Annotated in this window: 18 protein-coding genes and 1 pseudogene; 4 read left to right on the top strand and 15 right to left on the bottom strand. The window is 35.4% G+C overall.

Annotated features, from left to right (window positions below):
• Positions 1 to 10: 10 nt before the first annotated feature.
• Together OS139_RS07055 and OS139_RS07050 are read right to left on the bottom strand one after the other, a co-directional pair.
• Positions 11 to 1,426 (bottom strand): HlyD family secretion protein, encoded by a 1,416-nt coding sequence (locus tag OS139_RS07055; protein WP_016628395.1) that lies wholly within the window; start codon positions 1,424 to 1,426, stop codon positions 11 to 13.
• The gene (locus OS139_RS07050) at positions 1,395 to 3,548 is read right to left on the bottom strand and encodes a peptide cleavage/export ABC transporter (protein WP_002307140.1); all 2,154 of its coding nucleotides are present in this window, start codon (positions 3,546 to 3,548) and stop codon (positions 1,395 to 1,397) included. Before OS139_RS07050 ends, OS139_RS07055 begins: the two co-directional genes overlap by 32 nt.
• 257 nt (positions 3,549 to 3,805) lie before the next feature.
• Between OS139_RS07050 and OS139_RS07045 the strand changes: the two genes are divergently transcribed.
• Complete coding sequence (locus tag OS139_RS07045) at positions 3,806 to 4,024, top strand: hypothetical protein (protein ID WP_002332190.1); 219 nt, start codon at positions 3,806 to 3,808, stop codon at positions 4,022 to 4,024.
• A gap of 703 nt (positions 4,025 to 4,727) precedes the next feature.
• Here OS139_RS07045 and OS139_RS07040 read toward each other — a convergent pair.
• From OS139_RS07040 to OS139_RS06985, 12 genes and pseudogenes are all read right to left on the bottom strand, one after another.
• Positions 4,728 to 5,480 (bottom strand): response regulator transcription factor, encoded by a 753-nt coding sequence (locus OS139_RS07040; protein WP_002307136.1) that lies wholly within the window; start codon positions 5,478 to 5,480, stop codon positions 4,728 to 4,730.
• A gap of 14 nt (positions 5,481 to 5,494) precedes the next feature.
• Positions 5,495 to 5,686: a GHKL domain-containing protein gene (locus OS139_RS07035; protein ID WP_256924862.1), complete on the bottom strand. Its 192-nt coding sequence runs from the start codon at positions 5,684 to 5,686 to the stop codon at positions 5,495 to 5,497.
• 12 nt (positions 5,687 to 5,698) lie between these two features.
• Positions 5,699 to 6,778, bottom strand: coding sequence for a hypothetical protein (locus OS139_RS07030; protein ID WP_002332191.1), 1,080 nt, complete (start codon positions 6,776 to 6,778; stop codon positions 5,699 to 5,701).
• Between the two features lie 39 nt (positions 6,779 to 6,817).
• Positions 6,818 to 6,963, bottom strand: a pseudogene (locus OS139_RS07025) (EntF family bacteriocin induction factor).
• 103 nt (positions 6,964 to 7,066) lie between these two features.
• On the bottom strand, positions 7,067 to 7,378 hold the full coding sequence (locus OS139_RS07020) for a bacteriocin immunity protein (protein WP_002287810.1): 312 nt from the start codon (positions 7,376 to 7,378) through the stop codon (positions 7,067 to 7,069).
• A gap of 1 nt (position 7,379) precedes the next feature.
• On the bottom strand, positions 7,380 to 7,577 hold the full coding sequence (locus tag OS139_RS07015) for a class II bacteriocin (protein WP_002304799.1): 198 nt from the start codon (positions 7,575 to 7,577) through the stop codon (positions 7,380 to 7,382).
• Positions 7,578 to 7,970: 393 nt separating this feature from the next.
• Entirely contained in the window at positions 7,971 to 9,698 is a 1,728-nt protein-coding gene (locus OS139_RS07010; RefSeq protein ID WP_002332193.1) for an ABC transporter permease/substrate binding protein, read from the bottom strand.
• On the bottom strand, positions 9,691 to 10,884 hold the full coding sequence (locus OS139_RS07005) for a quaternary amine ABC transporter ATP-binding protein (RefSeq protein ID WP_002287805.1): 1,194 nt from the start codon (positions 10,882 to 10,884) through the stop codon (positions 9,691 to 9,693). Before OS139_RS07005 ends, OS139_RS07010 begins: the two co-directional genes overlap by 8 nt.
• 186 nt (positions 10,885 to 11,070) lie before the next feature.
• Complete coding sequence (locus OS139_RS07000) at positions 11,071 to 11,715, bottom strand: GntR family transcriptional regulator (RefSeq protein WP_002287801.1); 645 nt, start codon at positions 11,713 to 11,715, stop codon at positions 11,071 to 11,073.
• A 93-nt stretch (positions 11,716 to 11,808) separates the two neighbouring features.
• The gene (locus tag OS139_RS06995; protein ID WP_002290587.1) at positions 11,809 to 11,943 is read right to left on the bottom strand and encodes a hypothetical protein; all 135 of its coding nucleotides are present in this window, start codon (positions 11,941 to 11,943) and stop codon (positions 11,809 to 11,811) included.
• 1 nt (position 11,944) lies between these two features.
• On the bottom strand, positions 11,945 to 14,077 hold the full coding sequence (gene feoB, locus OS139_RS06990; RefSeq protein ID WP_002332194.1) for a ferrous iron transport protein B: 2,133 nt from the start codon (positions 14,075 to 14,077) through the stop codon (positions 11,945 to 11,947).
• On the bottom strand, positions 14,074 to 14,547 hold the full coding sequence (locus OS139_RS06985; RefSeq protein ID WP_002287797.1) for a FeoA family protein: 474 nt from the start codon (positions 14,545 to 14,547) through the stop codon (positions 14,074 to 14,076). Before OS139_RS06985 ends, feoB begins: the two co-directional genes overlap by 4 nt.
• Positions 14,548 to 14,947: 400 nt before the next feature.
• Between OS139_RS06985 and nrdH the strand changes: the two genes are divergently transcribed.
• From nrdH to nrdF, 3 genes are all read left to right on the top strand, one after another.
• Entirely contained in the window at positions 14,948 to 15,172 is a 225-nt protein-coding gene (nrdH, locus tag OS139_RS06980; RefSeq protein ID WP_002287795.1) for a glutaredoxin-like protein NrdH, read from the top strand.
• 158 nt (positions 15,173 to 15,330) lie between these two features.
• On the top strand, positions 15,331 to 17,490 hold the full coding sequence (nrdE, locus tag OS139_RS06975) for a class 1b ribonucleoside-diphosphate reductase subunit alpha (protein ID WP_002319007.1): 2,160 nt from the start codon (positions 15,331 to 15,333) through the stop codon (positions 17,488 to 17,490).
• 49 nt (positions 17,491 to 17,539) lie between these two features.
• Positions 17,540 to 18,505, top strand: a complete 966-nt coding sequence (nrdF, locus tag OS139_RS06970; RefSeq protein ID WP_002287792.1) for a class 1b ribonucleoside-diphosphate reductase subunit beta — start codon at positions 17,540 to 17,542, stop codon at positions 18,503 to 18,505.
• Positions 18,506 to 18,593: 88 nt separating this feature from the next.
• Here the strand turns inward: nrdF and OS139_RS06965 are convergent, their stop codons facing one another.
• On the bottom strand, positions 18,594 to 19,733 hold the full coding sequence (locus OS139_RS06965) for an AI-2E family transporter (RefSeq protein ID WP_002298514.1): 1,140 nt from the start codon (positions 19,731 to 19,733) through the stop codon (positions 18,594 to 18,596).
• Positions 19,734 to 19,978: the final 245 nt, after the last annotated feature.

Below are 19,978 nucleotides of genomic sequence, written 5' to 3'. Positions count from 1 at the left end.
GTAAAAATAATTATTTTTTATTTAGAAACACATCGACAATTTGTTGCCAATATGTTTTTTCTCCTACAATTAAAGACAACTCTCCAGTTAATCCATAACGAAACGGAAACGATTGAGTTGTTTTTAACGTTCCTTTCACTGCATAAAAAACACCTTTCTCAGTGGCAGTAGAATTTTCTGAAATTTCATCTAAAGTTCCGTCGATCGTAATCGGAGCTCCACCTTTTTGATCCAATTTAAAATGAACCTTCATCCCTTCTTTAATATAGTTACTTTCATTCGCAGGTAAAAGTGCTGTAAATTTCATTTTTGATTTTTCGTGGATCGGATAAATTTCTGCAAGCACTGTTCCTTTGGCTAGTTCTGCTTGTCCCTTTGTTTCTTCATTTAAATGAACCGTTCCAGATACAGGAGCTTTTAGTATTCCTTTTGAAAGTTGATCGTCCAAACTTTTGAGAACTGACTGGTTCTTCTCTTGTTTTTCATTTAGCTCTGTAACTGTTTGTTTTACAGTTGTTATTGCTTGTTCTAGCTCTTGCTTTCCTTTTTCCGTTTGACTAATTCTGTCATTCTCAGAAGTAGTTGGTTTAACTAATTTAGCTTTTTCTGACTGATACTGTTCTACTTCTTTTTTTAGTTGCTCAATTTGTTCATTTATGCTTGCTGAAATTGTCAGTTTCACTTGATTTTTTTGATCATCAGAAACATTATTTAGTTGTTCTTGCCAATTCTCATAGTTTGCCATCATTTCTTTTGAAAAATCTTTTAATGATTGATTATTACTCCAAGCTACCTGTACTTGTTGCCATTCTTGTAATTTACTATCTGAACTCTCAATTTGTTTTTCTAGTTGTCTTTTTGTCTTTTCGTATACTTCTAATTGCTTTTGATCATTTAATTCACTTTGCTTCAAAGCGTAGCGGAGTGATTCTTTTTCTGACAACATGCTCTTTAATTGATTACTGTAGCCAAAACTGTCATCCGTTGAAAATAAATTTTCTCCTTTACTTATACTTTCAATAAATAGCTGAGCCATCTTTATTTGTTGAGTAATACGTTGGTTTTCTTGTTCTATCTGAGCCTTTTCATTCTCTATTAAAGAACAATCCAATCTAACCAACACATCGTCCTTATGAACAAATTGATTTTCTTTTAGGAAGTTTTCCATTATTTTAGCTTCTAATGGCACTTGTAACTTCTCTATTTTTTCGGGGTTCAATTGAGCCGTTGTCCGAATAACAACCTCTTTTTTAGCAAAGGTTAAAAACAATCCAATAATACATAAAAAAAGAATTACAGGGTATAACACCCAACGGTAGAAACTATGATGTTGTTTAGTATAGATACTAGAATGTTCGAACCAATTATTATTCTGCATAAATTGTTTCCCTCTCCTAGATTTCCCATAATTTTTGATAGATACCATCGGCAAAACGAAGTTCATCGTGCGTTCCTTTTTCTACCAAATGCCCTTCATGGAGAACTAAAATTTGATCACATGCTTTTGCTATTGGTAAATGATGCGCAATAAAAATAATCGTTTTTTCTTTTAAATTGAGGAGATAATTCATAATTGCATGTTCTAACAAGGTATCTAATCCACTAGTTGCTTCATCTAAAATTAATATGTCCGGATTTTTTAATAAAGCCCGTGCTATGGCTAATCGTTGTCGTTGCCCTCCTGAAAGATTATTTCCACCTTCTTCCAACAATGTCTCGTAACGTAATGGCTGTTGATTAATAAATTCATTTAGTTGGACTATCTCACAAACTTCTATTATTTGTTCGAAACTTGGTGGGCTATCTAAACCGAATATAAGATTCTCAATGATTGTTCCACTAAAGAAAAATGACTCTTGAGGCAAATATGTGACTCGATCGCGTAATATCTGAAAAGGAATGTCTAAGTGATTAATGTTTCCATAATGGATCGATCCTTCTGATGCTTCATAAAAACGAACAAATAACTTTGCAAGAGTTGATTTTCCAGAACCACTAACTCCAACTATAGCCGTTTTACTGTGCGAAGGAATTGTACATGAAATTTCGTTCAACGTTGGGGCCTTCATGCTATACGAGAATGAAACGTTTTTTACAGTGATATCTTGTTGAAATAATTGTTCAGAAAGCATATATTCAAAAGACTGGTTCGATTTTTCTGAATCAATCGCGAAAATTTCATTTAAACGATTATTTGCAACTTGAGCCGTTTGCATTTTCACTTGTAAATTAATAATGTTTTGTAAAGGATCTGTGAAAAATACTAGTAAAGCATTGTATGTGATAAGTTGACCCAGACTAATTCTATTATCCATAACAAAATAAGAACCTAGCCATAAAATTAATGCACTGCTAATTAATTGAATCAAATGTTTAATTCCTTGTTGAATATTATCAAGCGTAACCGTACGAAATGATTTTTTCATTAATTTAACAAATTCATGGTCTATACGGTTATATACTTTCTCTTCACCGCTATATGCTTTAATTGTTTCTATTCCTTTAAGACTTTCTATGATACTAGAATTTACAGCTGCACCGGCTGCCATTTCTTCCCTGTTCGATTTTTCATAGCTTTTCACGAAAGCGAATATTGCAACTACATAAAAAGGCAAAGAGCATAGAGTGATTAAAAACAACGTACTATTCTGAATAGCTAACGTAACCCCAACAAGCAACACCATACCAATATCTAAAAATATTGATAACGTAGCACTTGCTAAAGCATCAATAATCTTACTGGCATCAAGAAAACGAGAAATAATTTCCCCTGATTTTCTCGTAGCAAAAAAATTCATTGGTAAAGTTAACACATGTTTGAAATACTGAAGCATAATTGCCATACTCATTCGCTGTCCTAAAATAATAAGAAGATAACTACGACTATATTCAAACAATACCCGAAATAAATAGACAGCGATCAAGCCAATGGAAATTATATTTAAAGTTGAACGTGCTTGATTAGGGATGAAAAAATCAAGAATACCTTGAAAATAATATGAGCTTCCTATGCCAAAAAACGTAATGAAAATCGATGCTAAAACGATGTGGAATACTAATCCTTTTTGTTTCCAAATTATAGGCAAAAAAGAACTTAATCCAGCTACTTTTTCTTTAATAGGAATATAAGTTTCTCTAGGCATAGGTAATAAAAGAATACCTGTCCATTCTTTTTGAAACGCTTCAATCGTTTTTCTATTTTTTCCATTAGCGGGATCTGCAATCCATAGTACGTTTCCCTTCGTTTTATAAATTACAACGTAGTGCATATAGCTGTTATCAACCAATATATGTGCAATTAATGGTAAGATAAGATCTCTTTCTTTCCAGATCTCACTATCTGCTTGAATAGCCATACAATCAAAAGACAATTTTTCAAATGTCTTTTTCAATCCAAATGCTGAAGTACCCTCTAAATCAGTCCCAGATAGGTCCCGTAATTTATGAATCGGGATATCAGTTTTAAAATATTTTAAAATCATCGAAAGGCAAGCAACACCACAATCTTTTTCATCTTGTTGCTGCACAAAAGGAAATGATTTTATCACTTATCTAACACAACTCCTTCTAAAAAATTTTTATAGAAAAATTCTCAATATAGCTTTAATACAGTGAAAATATTGTCTCATAATTCCACAAAAACTTTGAAAACAGTTCTTGAACACTAACTTTTTCATTCCTGAATCAAATTTATTTTGGAAATTTTACTATTCAAGAATAAACTTGATAAGTTTCAGGAAGATTTTTACTGTTAATCAAATACATATGTTACAGTAGCACCGTAAAAAATATTATTTAAAGAAGCGTGTTTAAACATGCAAAATGTAAAGGAACTAAGTATTGTGGAAATGCACAAACTGTTGGTGGAGGCAATAATGCTTGGGGAAAATTGGGGCAAGTTGTAGGTGGACTTACCACAGGGGCAGTAGGTGGTGCAGGTTTAGGAACAGCAATTTGTGGACCAGCTTGCGGTGTTGTTGGAGGGTTATTAGGTGCTGGATTCGGCATGTGGACCGGTGCGTAAACAATTAAAAAATATCAAACCTCAAGATTGGTTTGTGTCGATTACGAACATAGGTATGTTCTTTATCTTTTCAAAAGTTTGGAATGGACAGAACTTTTTACTAAAGCTTCTTGTGCTAGTTTTTATAATTATATTAAATTTTTATCTTTTATTAAAGTCAGATAAAAATTCTTTGGAAATGTAATGGTAGAGATATTTTTACAAAAGGACTTGGCGGCGCTGTAGTTGGTGCTGCAGGAGGACCTATTTCGGCCGTTACAGGAGGTATTGGTAATGTACTTGTCGGATGTGCATTAAAGCCTGTTCCTGCAAGTTAAATTTATAAAAACAGGAAAGTAATTATCTCAAATCCTATCAAGTACAATCATAGGATTGCACTTGACAGGATAAATTTTTTAACTAAAAAATGAAAAACACTTTCTAAAAATTAGTAGAATTTGCCAAATCTTTCGCATCTTCCACCATACATTTAATTTTAATTCCCCTTTATGGTACTTAATAAAAACAAGAAAAGAACTATTCATTTGGCCCTTTTTTGGTCCCAGACCATAGAAATATTCCTCCAGTAACTAATATTGCTGTTATGCACGTAACTAATAACAGCTATAAAAATTGGTACAACTTTAATAGGATTCAGAAAAATTTGCACTAGTGAAGGAATCTATTTTATTAGAAAAATGCAATCTCCCTAAAGAAAAAACCACTAAACAGTGCTTTCTTTCAACTTCTCCTTAATTTTTTGTGCTTTCCCTAAAGTAAAGTTTCTGGCCAACTCTGAATCAAAATATAGTGAACGTTTTTTAAAATCTATTTCTTTAACGTTAAAGATATTTACTAAACACGCTCGACTAATTCTTGTTAACATAGGATATTTCTTTTCAAGCTCACTAATTCTTCCATAAAATTCGTACTGCCCATCTTTAGTACACAATGATAATCTATGTGGTAATTTTGAAGCTTCTACAAAATAAATGTCATTTATATCAAAAGTAAATGTTTGAGAACCTATGGAAAAAACAAATGCTTGATTCGTAACCTGTTTTGTTGCATCTATCCTTTCTTGCGCTAATAACAATAACTCAACAATCTCGTTTCGATACTCATCTAGTGTTTGATCTTTTGTTACAAATCCTAACGTTTCAACTCTTCTTTTTATTGTTACGGGTAACATCTCATCATGAGTAGTTGTAAAAATGATTTTTGCTTGAACATCATATTTTCTGATTACTTCTGCTAATTCTATACCGTTAACTTCATGATTTAAATCAATATCTAAGAAATATATTCCTTGCTTTGGTCGGAATTGTTTGAGGTATTTTTTAACTTCTAACGGACTTTGTGTTTTCAATGCTATCTTAAATACTTCATCGTGAAAAAGAATGAAGTTATCAATAATTCGTTCTAACTGACTTAATTGTATAATTTGATCTTCACATAATATTATTGGATAACTCATAAATCCTCCTTCCCTCAAAACAACAAAATAACTTGAGTAGTAAATTGATACGGATCGTTTTGATAGTTCACAAACATATTGGGATTCTTTTTATTGATTTCCTCTATACTAGATAAACCTAACCCTTGATGTCCCTTTTTTGTTGTTATTCCTTTTTTCATTAGAGTATCTATAGAGAGTAGTATCTCTCTACAACTATTCGATATCGAAATTTCTATCTATTTATCATCTCGGTAAATAGCTAGAGACAGTTCTCTATCTTGACTCTCTATAGATGCTTCAATTGCATTATCGAGAATAATTCCAAGCACCCTAATACAGTCAAATATCGGAACAGGAACTTCAATAATAGTACTTGGACATTCGAATTTACAACAAATCTTATTGTTATTTGCTTGGTATAGCTTCGCTATCAACAAACTTTTCAAATATTCATTTTTTATATTTTTTAAATAACGATATTCAAACTTATTGGTTAGATAAGAATTAGAATAGATCTCTAATTCTTTTATTTCTTTTTCCAATATCGAATCATGGTTTTGATTAGCGATTTCTTTTAAACTCAGCAATAAATTTTTATAGTCATGTCTAAATCTGGCAAATTTTTCTTGATCTTTTTCCAGTGAATCAGTATATTTTTTTAGATAAACCAATTCCTTTCTTTTCAATTGCTGTTCATATTGTTCTCGTTGCCTAATAGTTATTCTAATAAATAAAAATAGAACAACAAACATTTGAATGATTAAAAATATTAAGACACCAAACACAAAATGATCAAATACTTGATATTGATGAGCAACATAAGAAACAAATAAACCAATTGTAAGTAAATAAATCATGAATATAGCAGTAAGTTTAGAACTGGACTGTTCAACAATCCTATTTATAGCTAATTTTCTATATAACCAAATAAACATCAGTAAGAACAAAGAATCAAGCATTATCTGGAATACTACATAACCATACCCTTTTATCCCTTCAAATGAAAACATATACGTCATAACCATGGAAGTAATAATAGATCTGAAATCATCAATAAGCATACATAATAGTAATTTATTTAAAAGCACTATATTAGTTTTCTTCTTTTCCTTTAATATAAAATAACTTCCGATTATAGGTATAGCTGCGGAAACATCAGTAAATAATTCAACAAAAAAAGTGAGTGGTATCAATAAACATACAAAAAAATATTTTCTTTTGTTAAGATCAGTATTAGTCATATAAAATAAGAGAAAAAAGAAAAAGTTTCCCACGAACATTCTTAATAGATAAGCTTTTGTATCGATAGTAATCAAGAGATCCCCTCCTGATTTTAGGATATCATAAAAAAAATTTTAGTTACACTTTTTAAATAATGAAAAAACACATTCCACTAAATTTGATGCCGGTTTTCCTTGAGGTTTTGTTCCAGCACCTCCTTTAATTTTTTAAGCTCTTGATCTGAACATTGTTTAGCATTTAGTCTATTTTTTTCTTCCATTACGATTCCCCCTACAAACTATAAATACTTTTATGGCACTGATTCAATATACCTATTTTTCTAATCAAAAAATTTTGAGACATATTTAATATTATAAGTATCATTAAAATTGAGATTTATCTCCATAATCTGCTCGATATAAACCATTTATTCCAGCAGTTCTTCCAATTTCACTCAAATTTCTTATTAATTCCTCTTGATATTCAGTGAATCTTATTTTATTAGTATAAGCAGTAAAATATAGATAATTCACCAATCTATTTATTAAAGGACTGGGATCTAATTCATATTTTTGTTTTTCTAATTTTAAATATACCTTTTGTAAAACCTCAAGAATATCAGAATATTTAGGATCTTTACTTATAGATATATCATTATATAATTCATGAACAATTTGCTTAGCATTTTTTTTCATTTTAGCACTTCCCTGGAATTGCTCCACCTAAAAAACCACCTATAGACATTCCTGCAATACAAGTAGTTGCCTTGGCCCAATCGACCGTACATTTATTTTTAGTGCAATACACTCCATTTCCATAATATTTTCCACTATGAGTGGTACCCCCATAGATAAGTTGTGTCTCTTTAATAGACAAAATTTTTAAATGTTTCATAATCTAATCACCCCTAAATTAATGTTTTTAGACTATTATTCTAACATTCATTAAATTTCAAAAAACAATTCCTTCTTGAAACGTAGCAAAATAATTCCTGAATAAGAATTTAATCACTTTTAAGTATATAAACTATGTATATTCTTTAATATTTTTTGAGAATGCACTTCGTACATAATAAACTTTAATCACATTAGTCTTTCATACCTACGATCGATCTCTTTGACTCGCACCCATAAATTCATAATAGTTTGTCGGCGTCTTTGGACGTTTCGAAGATGAGCTACGCATTCTCTTTTTTTATAGACAAAAAAGATAGAGACGAACATGGAGCTTCCAAATTTGGATATTTGATCCAATTTTGGAAGCTCCATTTATTTCGTGTCTGTCTTTTTATTTTTTCCAGCTTTCGACTAATTCTTGGTTCTCTTTGATCCAGTCTTTTGCTGCTTGCTGTGGATCTTTTCCATTGTTGATTTCCAACATAACTTTTTCCATATCTTTTTCTGACCAATGGAAATTGTCTAATACTTTGTAAGCTTCTGGCTGGTCTTCTTTCAATCCTTTTCGAACCATCGTATGGATCTGCTCTTCGCTTCCCATTCCGTTTTCAGGATCTTCTAAGTATTTCAGATCATATTTGGCAAACATCCAATGAGGTGTCCATCCTGTAACTACAATTGGTTCGTGTTTTTTGATCGCTTGACCTAGTGCAACGGTCATTGCTCCTGAAGAAGATGTCTCTACTTTCCAGTCTTTCAAGTTGTCATATTTTTGGATCGTGTTTTCAGCAGCCGTAACTACACCAGCTCCTGGCTCGATTCCTATGATTTTCTTACCTGCCTGATCGGTTAACTCATCGATCGAATTTACATCCATGTAGGCTGGCACTGCTAAACCAACTTTTGCTCCTGTCAAATTGGCACCTAGGTCTTCGACTTGATCTTTGTATTGTGCATATTGTGAACCATGAGTTTTAGGTAGCCAAGCTGAAACCATGGCATCTGACTCGCCATTTGAAACAGATTTCCACATGATTGAATTATCTAATGGCGTCATCGTTACATCATAGCCCATTTGTTTCAATACTTCACCGACTACATTTGTTGAAGCAACTTCTGTATCCCATTCAACATAAGATAAGTTGATACGTTTTGTTTCTTTGACAGATGAAAAACTCCCTATACCAATCGCACCTAAGATCACTACTACTACAGCACCAATGATCAGTCCTTGACGTTTTTTACTTTTCTGTGTTGTTGCTCCTGCAGCTTTTTTATTGTTTGGCTGGTTCAAATGCTGTGTAAAACGGTCAATGATGATTGCTAAGATAACTAATGCAACCCCGTTGACAAATCCATTCCCGACTTGTGCTCTTTGCAATGCTGATAATACGCCGCGTCCTAAGCCGGGTGCACCGATCATAGAGGCAATAACGACCATTGAAAGTGACAGCATTGTTGTTTGATTGATCCCTGCCATGATCGTACTTTTAGCTAAAGGCAATTCTAGTTTGAATAGTTTTTGACGACTTGTGCTCCCGAATGAATCAGAAGCTTCTACTAATTCTTTAGGAACTTGTCGAATCCCTAAATTCGTAAAACGAACGGTTGGTGGCAGAGCAAAGATGACTGAGGCAAATACCCCTGGAACCATCCCGATACCGAAAAATGCAACTGCTGGAATCAAATAAACGAATCCTGGCATTGTCTGCATAAAGTCAAGGATCGGTTTGATAATACTTTGGGCTTTACTGCTTTTTGCCATCAAGATCCCTAATGGTACCCCAATGATGATCGAGATCACACTAGATAAAAGAACAAGTGTGACAGTATTCATCAAATCATTCCATAGACCTTGGTTATAAATAAACCATAGACCGATTAATGTGAACAACGTAAGTCCTGGACGTTTCTTAGAAATAAAGAAAGCTGCTACCGTCAATAACAAGATAAACAAAGGAGCTGGAATCACTAACAGTAAATTTGTAATCCCCGACATCACTGCCTGTCCGATCGTTTGTAAAAATGAAAATAGGCCAGAAAAAGTTGTCGTAAACCATTCTGTGATATTTTCTACCCAGTTTGCCACTGGTAATTGATAGTTCAATAGATTATTCATGTTCACTCACCTCGCTTGTTTCTGCTAATGCTTCAATCACACTACCTCGGATGACGACACCTTTTAATTTTCCATCCTCTACAACTGCAAGTGGAGTCGGTGAGTCATAAATAATATTGAAAATATCACTTACCACCATGTCTTTCCCAATCACCGTCACATTTTCATCTAGGAAGTCGATCAATGGACGTTTTTGCTTCCTAGCTTCTAACGCTTGATCTGCAGTGATGATCCCTTTCAGGTGTCTCTTTCTGTCAACAGCCATCAGCATGCTGACTTCTTCATTACGCATCCTTGTCAATGCAACGTTTGGTCCATCAGATTCGATATTCGTCGTCAATGCAGGTACCATGATGTTTTGAGCCGTAAGCACTTTGGAACGATCGACTTCTTCCACAAATTCACGTACATAATCATTTGCTGGATTGGTCAATATTTCTTCACCTGTTCCGATCTGCATGATTTCGCCGTCTTTCATCAAGGCGATTCTGTCCCCAATCCGTAAAGCTTCATTCAAATCATGGGTAATGAAAATAATCGTTTTTTGAACATTGGCTTGCAGGTCCAGTAATTCGTCTTGCATTTCTCGCCGGATCAGCGGATCAAGAGCCGAGAACGCTTCGTCCATCAGCAAGATCTCAGGATCATTTGCTAAAGCTCTGGCTAGGCCAACCCGTTGTTGCATCCCACCAGATAACTGACTAGGATATTGGTCTTTAAATGAAAGCAAACTAGAATTTTCTAATGCTTTTTCTGCTTTTTCTTGTCGTTCTTCTTTAGGTACACCACGGACTTCTAACCCGTATTCTGTATTTTCCAAGATCGTTCGATGTGGAAACAGACCGAAGTTTTGGAAAACCATATTGATTTTATGACGACGGACTTCTCGCAATTCTTCTTTGCTTAACTTCGATACATCTTCTCCATCAATATAGATACTGCCCGAAGTTGGCTCAATCAGACGATTCAATAGACGGATCAATGTGGATTTCCCACTCCCGGAAAGCCCCATGATCACGAAGATTTCTCCTTCTTTTACGTCAAAATTCACGTCATACACACCAACCGTTGCACCGGTTTTCTTTAAAATCTCCGTTTTCGGCTGGTGATCATTCATCATATCTAAAGCGGCTTGTGTCTTTTTACCAAATATCTTTGTTAAATGTTTTACTTCTACTTTTACCAAACAAATTCTCCTTTTTTATGTAAATTCATTTTTCTTTCTGAAAAAAGTGACCACACTATGTTAACATCATGTAGTCACTTTGTCAAAAATGAAAGAAATTTGCTTGTCCAAACTGAAAAAAACTTGGCTAAATCTTTGTAAATAAAAGGTTTAGCCAAGTTAATATTTTTTTAATATTTCACACAATCATTCTGCAAGCTGATGCTCCGGGTAAAAAAAGTTTGTCATACGCTGTAGCGTATATTCATTTCCAATAAAATGAACGATGTCCCCTGCCGTAAATTTAGCATAGGGGCCAGGTGAAACAAGCAGTTCTTCATTATGAGAAATTGCGATAACTGTGGCGCCAGTCGCCTGCCAGATATTCAACTCGCTAATCGAACGGTCCAGATGCATTGCTTTTTCTGATAAAGATAATTCAAACGGAAGTAAAGGATTCATCTTATGTATTCGCTTCGTTTGATTGACCAGCTGATCCAATAATTGAGAAAAATGGTTCAGCTCATCTTGTTGCTTCTCCACACTTGCCATGATTTCTGCTTTTGTATCTTGGATGGATTGTACATCTTGATATTGCAATAGGAAATCTTTTGCTTTTTCCTTCGAAGCAACAAATGCCCCACTTCCATGCCGTACTTCCATGATTCCAAGATCTACCAGCACATTGATAGCCTTGCGGGTAGTCTCAGGAGAAGCATTGTACGTACTGGCAAGTGTTGAGCGGGCATGGATCTTCTCACCCACTTTATATCGGTTTTCAACGATACGTTCGGCTAAATCAACAGCAATCTGCTGGTAGCGCGGGCGGACGATTTTTTTCTTTCCAGACATTTTCTTTCCTCTTTCTTTTTTTACTTTCCCTCATCTTACTATGCTCTAGCAAAATAAGCAAAAAAGGGGAGAATAGCCTCTTGCAACGACTGATCATCGCTTGATCTGTTCCTTTTTTACTGGGCAAGCTGTTTGACAGTCATCACAATTCTTACCGGATTTTAAACGAGTATAGACAATGGCGCCTGCACTTCCAAAGATTAACACACTTAATAAGAATGTCGCCATCCTATTCCTCTCCTTCTAATGACAATATAGTATAAAACTGGTTCTTGGATTTTGGCTGACGGAACAAAACATAAACGAGTCCTATCATCAGTAAAATAGCAAGATACGTCCCTAACGCTACCTGTCCACCCTCCAATAAGTGTCCCAACTGATAAATCACAAAACTAACTAAATAAGCTAAACCGCATTGATACCCTATGGCGATCCAAGTCCATTTCTTGGCATTCATTTCCCGATGGATAGCCCCAATTGCCGCAAAACAAGGCGCACAAAGTAAATTGAAGGCTAACAATGAATAAGCTGCTGCGGGAGTATATGTGTGTTGTAGCACTTGCCAGATTTCTCTGCCATTTTCGGATACTTCCGCATGACCAAACAAAATACCAAATGTGCCAATAATATTTTCTTTAGCGACCAATCCTGTAATCGCTGCGACTGTTCCTTGCCAGTTTCCCCAACCAAGCGGCTGAAAAACAACTGCCAGGATTCGCCCGAAAAAGGCTAAGATACTTTGGTCTTCAGAAACAGGTTGAGCATAAAAATTATAAGAAGAGCTGAACCAGATCACGATACTAGAAACAAAGATAATCGTTCCTGCTTTTTTAACAAAAGACTTGCTGCGGTCATAGGTTTGTCTTAGGACCGCTGACCATTGAGGAAAATGATATGCGGGCAATTCCATGATAAAAGGAGCTGTATCTCCAGCAAACAAACGTGTTTTTTTCAAGCTGATTCCAGAGAAAATAATTGCAGTCATACCAAGAAAATAGGCAGAAGGAGCTACCCAAGATTGATGAGGAAAAAAGGCCCCTGCTACTAAGGCAATAATCGGCAACTTTGCAGAACAAGGCATGAAGGTTGTGACCATGATCGTCAAACGACGATCTTGCTCGTTTTCAATCGTGCGACTGGCCATGACGCCTGGCACTCCACATCCTGTAGCAATCAGCATAGGAATGAAGGATTTTCCTGAAAGACCGAATTTCCTGAAAAGTCGATCCATGACAAAAGCGATCCTCGCCATATATCCGCAGTCTTCCAGAAAGCTCAAGCATAAAAACAATATGATCAATTGCGGTAGAAATCCTAACACTGCTCCCACGCCTGCGATGATGCCGTTCAAGATCAGCTCCTGCATCCATCCCGCTACTTGCCATTCAGCTAACAATCTGCCAACATGTTCTGGTAACCATGTACCAAACAATGTGTCATTGATCCAATCTGTCCCCATTGTTCCTACTGTTTGAATAGCCAGATAATAGATTAGCCACATCACAAATGCGAAGATCGGCAAGGCTAACCAACGATTCGTTGCAATCTGATCGATTTTGTCACTCATCGATAATTGGAAAGAATCATTTGACACAACACAGAGTGTACATAGTTGGGTAATAAATTCATAACGTTCATTGACCAGAATCGTCTCACTATCGTCGTCCAATAGTTTCTCTGTTAACTGGATCAGTTGCTCGATCTCTTTTTGCTGAGAAACTGTTATCTCGTAATCCTCTCTTACCTTCTGATCTCGTTCAAAATATTTCATTGCATACCAGCGTTTCTTGCCGCTTTGTTCTCCTAGTACATCTTCAATTTCATGTAAAGCTGCTTCTAAACGTGGATCATATGTACAGGGAACAGGAATAGAAGGCCGCTTTTTTGCAGACTCCTGAATCTTTTCGATTAGTTTTTCGATTCCTTGCTTTTTCAATACGCTGATTGGTAAAACTGGTACACCAAGACCATAGGAAAGCTTTTCTAGATTGATTTTTTTTCCTTCTTTTTTGATGACATCCATCATATTCAGACCAATGATCATAGGAATGTCTAAATCCAATAACTGCGTAGTTAAATAAAGATTCCGTTCTAAATTGGTAGCATCAATAATGTTGATGATCAGTTCAGGCTGTTCCTGAACCAAATAATCTCTTGCAATCACTTCTTCTGGTGTATAAGGAGACAAAGAATAGATGCCGGGTAGGTCCTGAATATGAATGTTCGGATTTTTTTTCAACGATCCTTCTTTTTTTTCTACTGTTACGCCCGGCCAATTCCCTACATATTGATTCGAACCAGTCAAGAGATTGAACAAGCTAGTTTTCCCGCTGTTTGGATTTCCGACTAACGCGATATTCATTCTTTTTCCTCCCTTTGTATCAAGATTAGTTCGGCCTCTGACTTTCGTAACGTCAGTTCATACCCTCGCACTGTCAGTTCGATTGGATCTCCCAGAGGAGCTAGTTTTCGGATAACTATTTTTACATTTCGCGTCAATCCCATATCCATTAACCGTCGCTTCACTGCGCCTTGTCCGTGGATTGCTACGACGATCCCAGTCTCTCCTGCTTTTAATTGATCAAGAGAAGTCCAGCTTTCAGAGGAAGCAGTCTTTTTATTGACAAAGATTTGACCTAGTATTTCCCGACTTACTGCCACTCGATGACTTTTTACCAGTAAAATGGCATTGTTGCCTGATAAATTGACGACGACGATTTTACTTCCGGCAACGATCCCGATATTTTGCAAATGGCGTTTTGTTTTTTCTTCTGTTTCGATTCGTTCGACTTGATAAACGAAATTTTGCTTTGCCTGCGCTAAGGTCTGCATATTGATTCCTCTCTTGTGAAATAAATCATGTATTAAAATCATTCATTTTATGTTCTAATTTTCTTACGTGTTACGCAAATAAATGAGAATCATTCTCACATAGAATACTCTCGGTAATTGAGAATGTCAATTATACTTGTGATATTATGAGCGAATCTTTAGTATTGATAGATAAAAATGAGAAAAAAATATTTCTTCATAGTTTTCCACAATTTTTTCTCTATTAAATTTGCTATTTTCCCACACGATACTTGTTTTCAGCTCTTTTTTCAAAAACACAAAACTTAGTATTCCACAGTTTCCACAACACAATATGTAGTGTTTGTTGTTTGACTTTTTTACTAAGAGTTTTATACTATCTATTATAGATAATAAGAATGTGTTAGAGGAGGCACTCACCATGAACGTAAAAATCTTTTCTAAAAATAATTGTATGCAATGTAAGATGGTCAAACGGTTTTTAACAGAAAATCAAATTGCTTTTGAAGAAGTCAATATCGATGAACAGCCTGAAGCAGTAGACTGGTTGAAAGCACAAGGATTCCAAAGTGTTCCTGTCATTACTTCTGATGCAGAAACAGTTATCGGATTCCGTCCTGATCAGTTGCGTAAACTTGCCAGCTAACATGACTAAAAGAATCAAAACGTGATACATGGATTTGAAGGGCTTGAGACAGCACCAGTTTTTGTCGCAAACTTCCAAATCCTTTTTTAAAGCTTAAAAACAATGCAATGATTTGCAATCAAGCATCATCAAATACGAAATGAAGGTTGGGCGTACGTATGAGTCTTAAAAATTTACAAGATGTCAGTTATTTCAAGCTGAATAATGAAATCAATCGGCCAGTCAATGGTCAAATCCCTTTGAATAAGGATAAAGAAGCTTTAGTTGCCTTTTTTGAGGAAAATGTCAAACCAAATACGATGACTTTTCCATCTATTATGGAAAAAATCAATTACTTGATCGATCAAGAATATATAGAAGCAGAATTCATTCAATTGTATTCACCATCATTTATTGAAAAGCTATATCAATTTTTGGACGAGCAACATTTTTCTTTCAAATCTTTTATGGCTGCTTACAAATTTTATTCTCAATATGCGTTGAAAACCAACGACGGTTCCGCTTATCTGGAAACTTATGAAGATCGAGTAGCCTTCAATGCGCTTTACTTTGCGAACGGGGATGAAGAATTAGCACTTGCTCTTGCAGACGAAATGATCCATCAACGATATCAGCCAGCTACACCTTCTTTCTTGAATGCTGGACGTAAACGTCGGGGCGAATTGGTGTCTTGTTTCTTGACTCAAGTCACTGACGATATGAACTCTATCGGGCGCTCAATCAACTCTGCTTTGCAATTGTCCCGTATTGGTGGCGGCGTAGGGATTACTTTATCAAATCTTCGTGAAGCCGGCGCTCCTATCAAAGGATATGAGGGTGCTGCAAGTGGTGTCGTTCCAGTCATGAAATTATTCGAAGATAGTTTCAGCTATTCTAATCAATTAGGTCAGCGTCAAGGAGCTGGCGTGGTTTATTTGAACGTTTTCCATCCAGACATTATTGCTTTCCTTTCAGCAAAAAAAGAAAATGCAGATGAAAAGATTCGCGTAAAAACTCTTTCTCTTGGCGTGATCGTACCTGATAAATTTTATGAATTGACACGTAAAAACGAAGATATGTATTTATTTAGTCCATATAGTGTCGAAAAAGAATATGGTGTCCCATTCTCTTATGTAGATATTACAGCTGAGTATGATCATCTAGTTGCAAATCCAAACATTCGCAAACAAAAAATCAAAGCGCGTGATCTTGAAAATGAAATCTCAAAATTACAACAAGAATCTGGCTATCCTTACGTAATCAATATTGATACAGCGAACCGCGAGAATCCAATCGATGGCAAGATCATCATGAGTAATTTATGTTCAGAGATTTTACAAGTTCAAACGCCTTCTGTGATTAACGGCAAACAGGAATATGAAGTATTAGGAACAGATATCTCATGTAACTTAGGCTCGACAAATATCGTGAATTTGATGCAAAGCCCTAACTTTGGTCAATCTGTGCGTACGATGACTCGTGCATTGACATTTATTACAGATGCATCTGATATCGATGTCGTACCACCGATCCAAAACGGAAATAAGCTGAATCATACGATTGGATTAGGTGCCATGGGCTTACACACTTATCTTGCAAAAGAACAAATGGAATATGGCTCAGAGGATTCATTAGACTTTACAAATATTTACTTCATGCTGTTGAATTATTGGACACTTGTTGAAAGCAACAATATCGCTCGTGAAAGAAAACAAGTTTTCCATAATTTTGAAAAATCAGCTTATGCTGACGGCACTTATTTCGAAAAATACGTAACTGGAGAATTCCAGCCAAAATCAGAAAAAGTCAAAGCATTGTTTGAAGGCATTTTTATCCCAACTGCTGAAGATTGGAATGCTTTGAAACAAGCAGTAATGAAAGATGGACTGTATCATCAAAATCGCTTGGCAGTAGCACCAAATGGCTCAATTTCATATATCAACGATACGAGCGCAAGTATTCATCCTATCACTCGCATGATCGAAGAACGCCAAGAGAAGAAAATCGGTAAAATTTATTACCCAGCGCCTTATCTATCCAATGAGACGATTCCGTATTACACTTCTGCTTATGATATGGACATGCGTAAAGTAATCGATGTTTATGCAACGGCACAACAACACGTCGATCAAGGCATGAGTTTGACTTTATTCATGCGTTCTGAAATCCCAGAAGGCATTTATGAATGGAAGACAACAACGAAGCAAACGACACGTGATTTGAATATTTTAAGACATTACGCTTTCCATAAAGGAATCAAATCCATTTATTACGTACGTACCTTTACTGATGATGCAGAAGAAATCGGAAGCAATCAATGTGAAAGCTGCGTGATCTAATATCATAGATAGATTCGCTTATTCATATTTTAATTAAAGGAGCATTCTCATGTCAGAAACATATTATGAAGCAATAAACTGGAATGAAATTGAAGATATCATTGATAAATCCACTTGGGAGAAGCTGACAGAGCAATTTTGGCTAGATACACGTATCCCACTTTCAAATGACCTAGATGATTGGCGTACATTGTCTCAATTGGAAAAAGATACAGTAGGACATGTATTTGGCGGTTTGACACTGCTAGATACTGTCCAATCTGAAAGTGGCATGGATCAGTTGCGTAAAGATGTCCGCACTCCCCATGAAGAAGCCGTTTTGAACAATATTCAATTCATGGAATCCGTTCATGCCAAAAGTTATTCTTCTATTTTTAGTACACTGAATACGAAAAAAGAAATCGAAGAAATTTTTGACTGGACAAATACGAATCCTTATCTGCAAAAAAAAGCTGAGCGTATCAATGAAATCTACAAGCACGGTACACCGCTAGAAAAGAAAATTGCCAGCGTCTTTTTAGAAACATTCTTGTTCTATTCAGGTTTTTATACTCCTCTTTATTATTTAGGAAACAACAAATTGGCTAACGTAGCAGAGATCATCAAACTAATCATCCGAGATGAATCTGTACATGGAACCTACATCGGTTACAAATTCCAATTAGGATTCAACGAGTTACCTGAAGCAGAACAAGAAACGTTAAAAGACTGGATGTACAATCTTCTTTATGAGCTTTACGAAAACGAAGAACGTTATACAGAAGAATTATACGATCCAATCGGCTGGACAGAAGAAGTCAAGACATTCCTACGCTATAATGCCAACAAAGCATTGATGAACCTAGGGATGGATCCACTCTTTCCAGATACTGCCAATGATGTCAACCCAATCGTAATGAACGGGATTTCAACAGGCACAAGCAACCATGACTTCTTCTCACAAGTCGGAAACGGCTATTTGTTAGGTCATGTAGAAGCGATGAAAGACGACGATTATTTGATTGGATTGGAATAAGGATTTATTTTAATTCAAAAATTTTTCGAAAAATAAAAAGAGTTTAGCGTACAGATATTTTAAATGTACACTGAACTCTTTTTTATGCTTATTCACTTGTTTCTTCCAGCACTTTTGGACTGTCTAACTTTTCCGAAACATGTTCCATTCTTCTCAATAAATAGATTTTCCGAATATTTAATATTATCGTCTTAATCACTGCATAGACAGGTATGCAAATCAGCATGCCTAATATTCCTGCGACACTTCCTGCTCCAATCAATACCAAGATGATCGTCAAAGGATGGATATTCATTGATTTCCCAAATAACAACGGCTTGATCAAATTTCCATCTAATTGTTGGATCACTAAAATCGACAACGCCATATACAAAGCTTGAAATGGAGAGATAAACAAACCGACAATGATTGCTGGTACCGCTCCAATAAAAGGGCCGACATACGGGATAATATTCGTGATTCCGCAAATGACCGCAAGCAACAAGCTATAAGGCTGATCGAATATTCTCATTGCCAAAAAGCTCATTACACCAATAATCAAAGCATCTAAGATCGTACTGCTGATATAGGCAGATAATGTTTCGTTTAATTCTTTTACCGTTTGGCGTAACTCTTTACGAATCGCTTTCGGAAAGAAGTGAGACAACGCATCAATAAATTTGTGCCCATCCTTGAACATAAATAGCAAAATAAATGGAACGGTAAATAACAAAATAAAAAATTGCATCATAAATGAAATGATTTTTGAGACACTTGCAGATAAACTGACTAATATGATATTGAACAAATTACTAAGAGATAAATTTGCTGATGCTAATTGTTCTTCCAAATTGAAATTTTTAAACTCTTCCCGCTGCGCCAATTCATTTAACCATTTGCTTGTTTCATCTGCATACGTTGGCAAGCTCTGGGTCAATTGAATTGTCTGTTCCATTAACTGAGGCACTACATTCATGACAGTTAAAACAACTAAAATGATTACGACCAAAAACGTCAATAAAAAACCGAACACTCTCGGGATCCGATGCTTTTCGAGAAAAACAACGATTGGATCGAACATATAATAGATAAAACCAGCAACAAGCAATGGTAAAAAAATAGCCGAAAGCATTTTCAATATTGGACTAAAAATATTCGGCATTTGTAAAATAAAGTACACGCCGATGATCGTGAGTACTAGCTCCACTGTCCAGAAAAATAATTTTGATTGTTTAAAACGTGATTGCATACATCTCCTCCAAGGTCCTTTGATACTTCTATTCTATCATTTAACAAAGAGTTACGCGCTGAGATTTTCATTTGCTTAAAAAAAACAAAAAAAAATAAACATATTTTAATGAGTAGACGAGTACTTAAACAAAAACACGGTTTGGAGTAGTGACAAAAATTATACTGCAGTCCCTTTTTCCAAATAAACGGTGTTCAAAAGCTTGCATCTTCGTAATAAGCCCAGCCAAACGAAAAATATAAGGA

Origin of the sequence: Enterococcus sp. E4-223, from assembly GCF_035727065.1 — a bacterium.
In the GTDB taxonomy this organism is placed as follows: domain Bacteria; phylum Bacillota; class Bacilli; order Lactobacillales; family Enterococcaceae; genus Enterococcus_B; species Enterococcus_B faecium.
The sequence above is the reverse complement of the archived record's forward strand: the minus strand, read 5'-3'. Positions and strand labels throughout refer to the sequence as shown.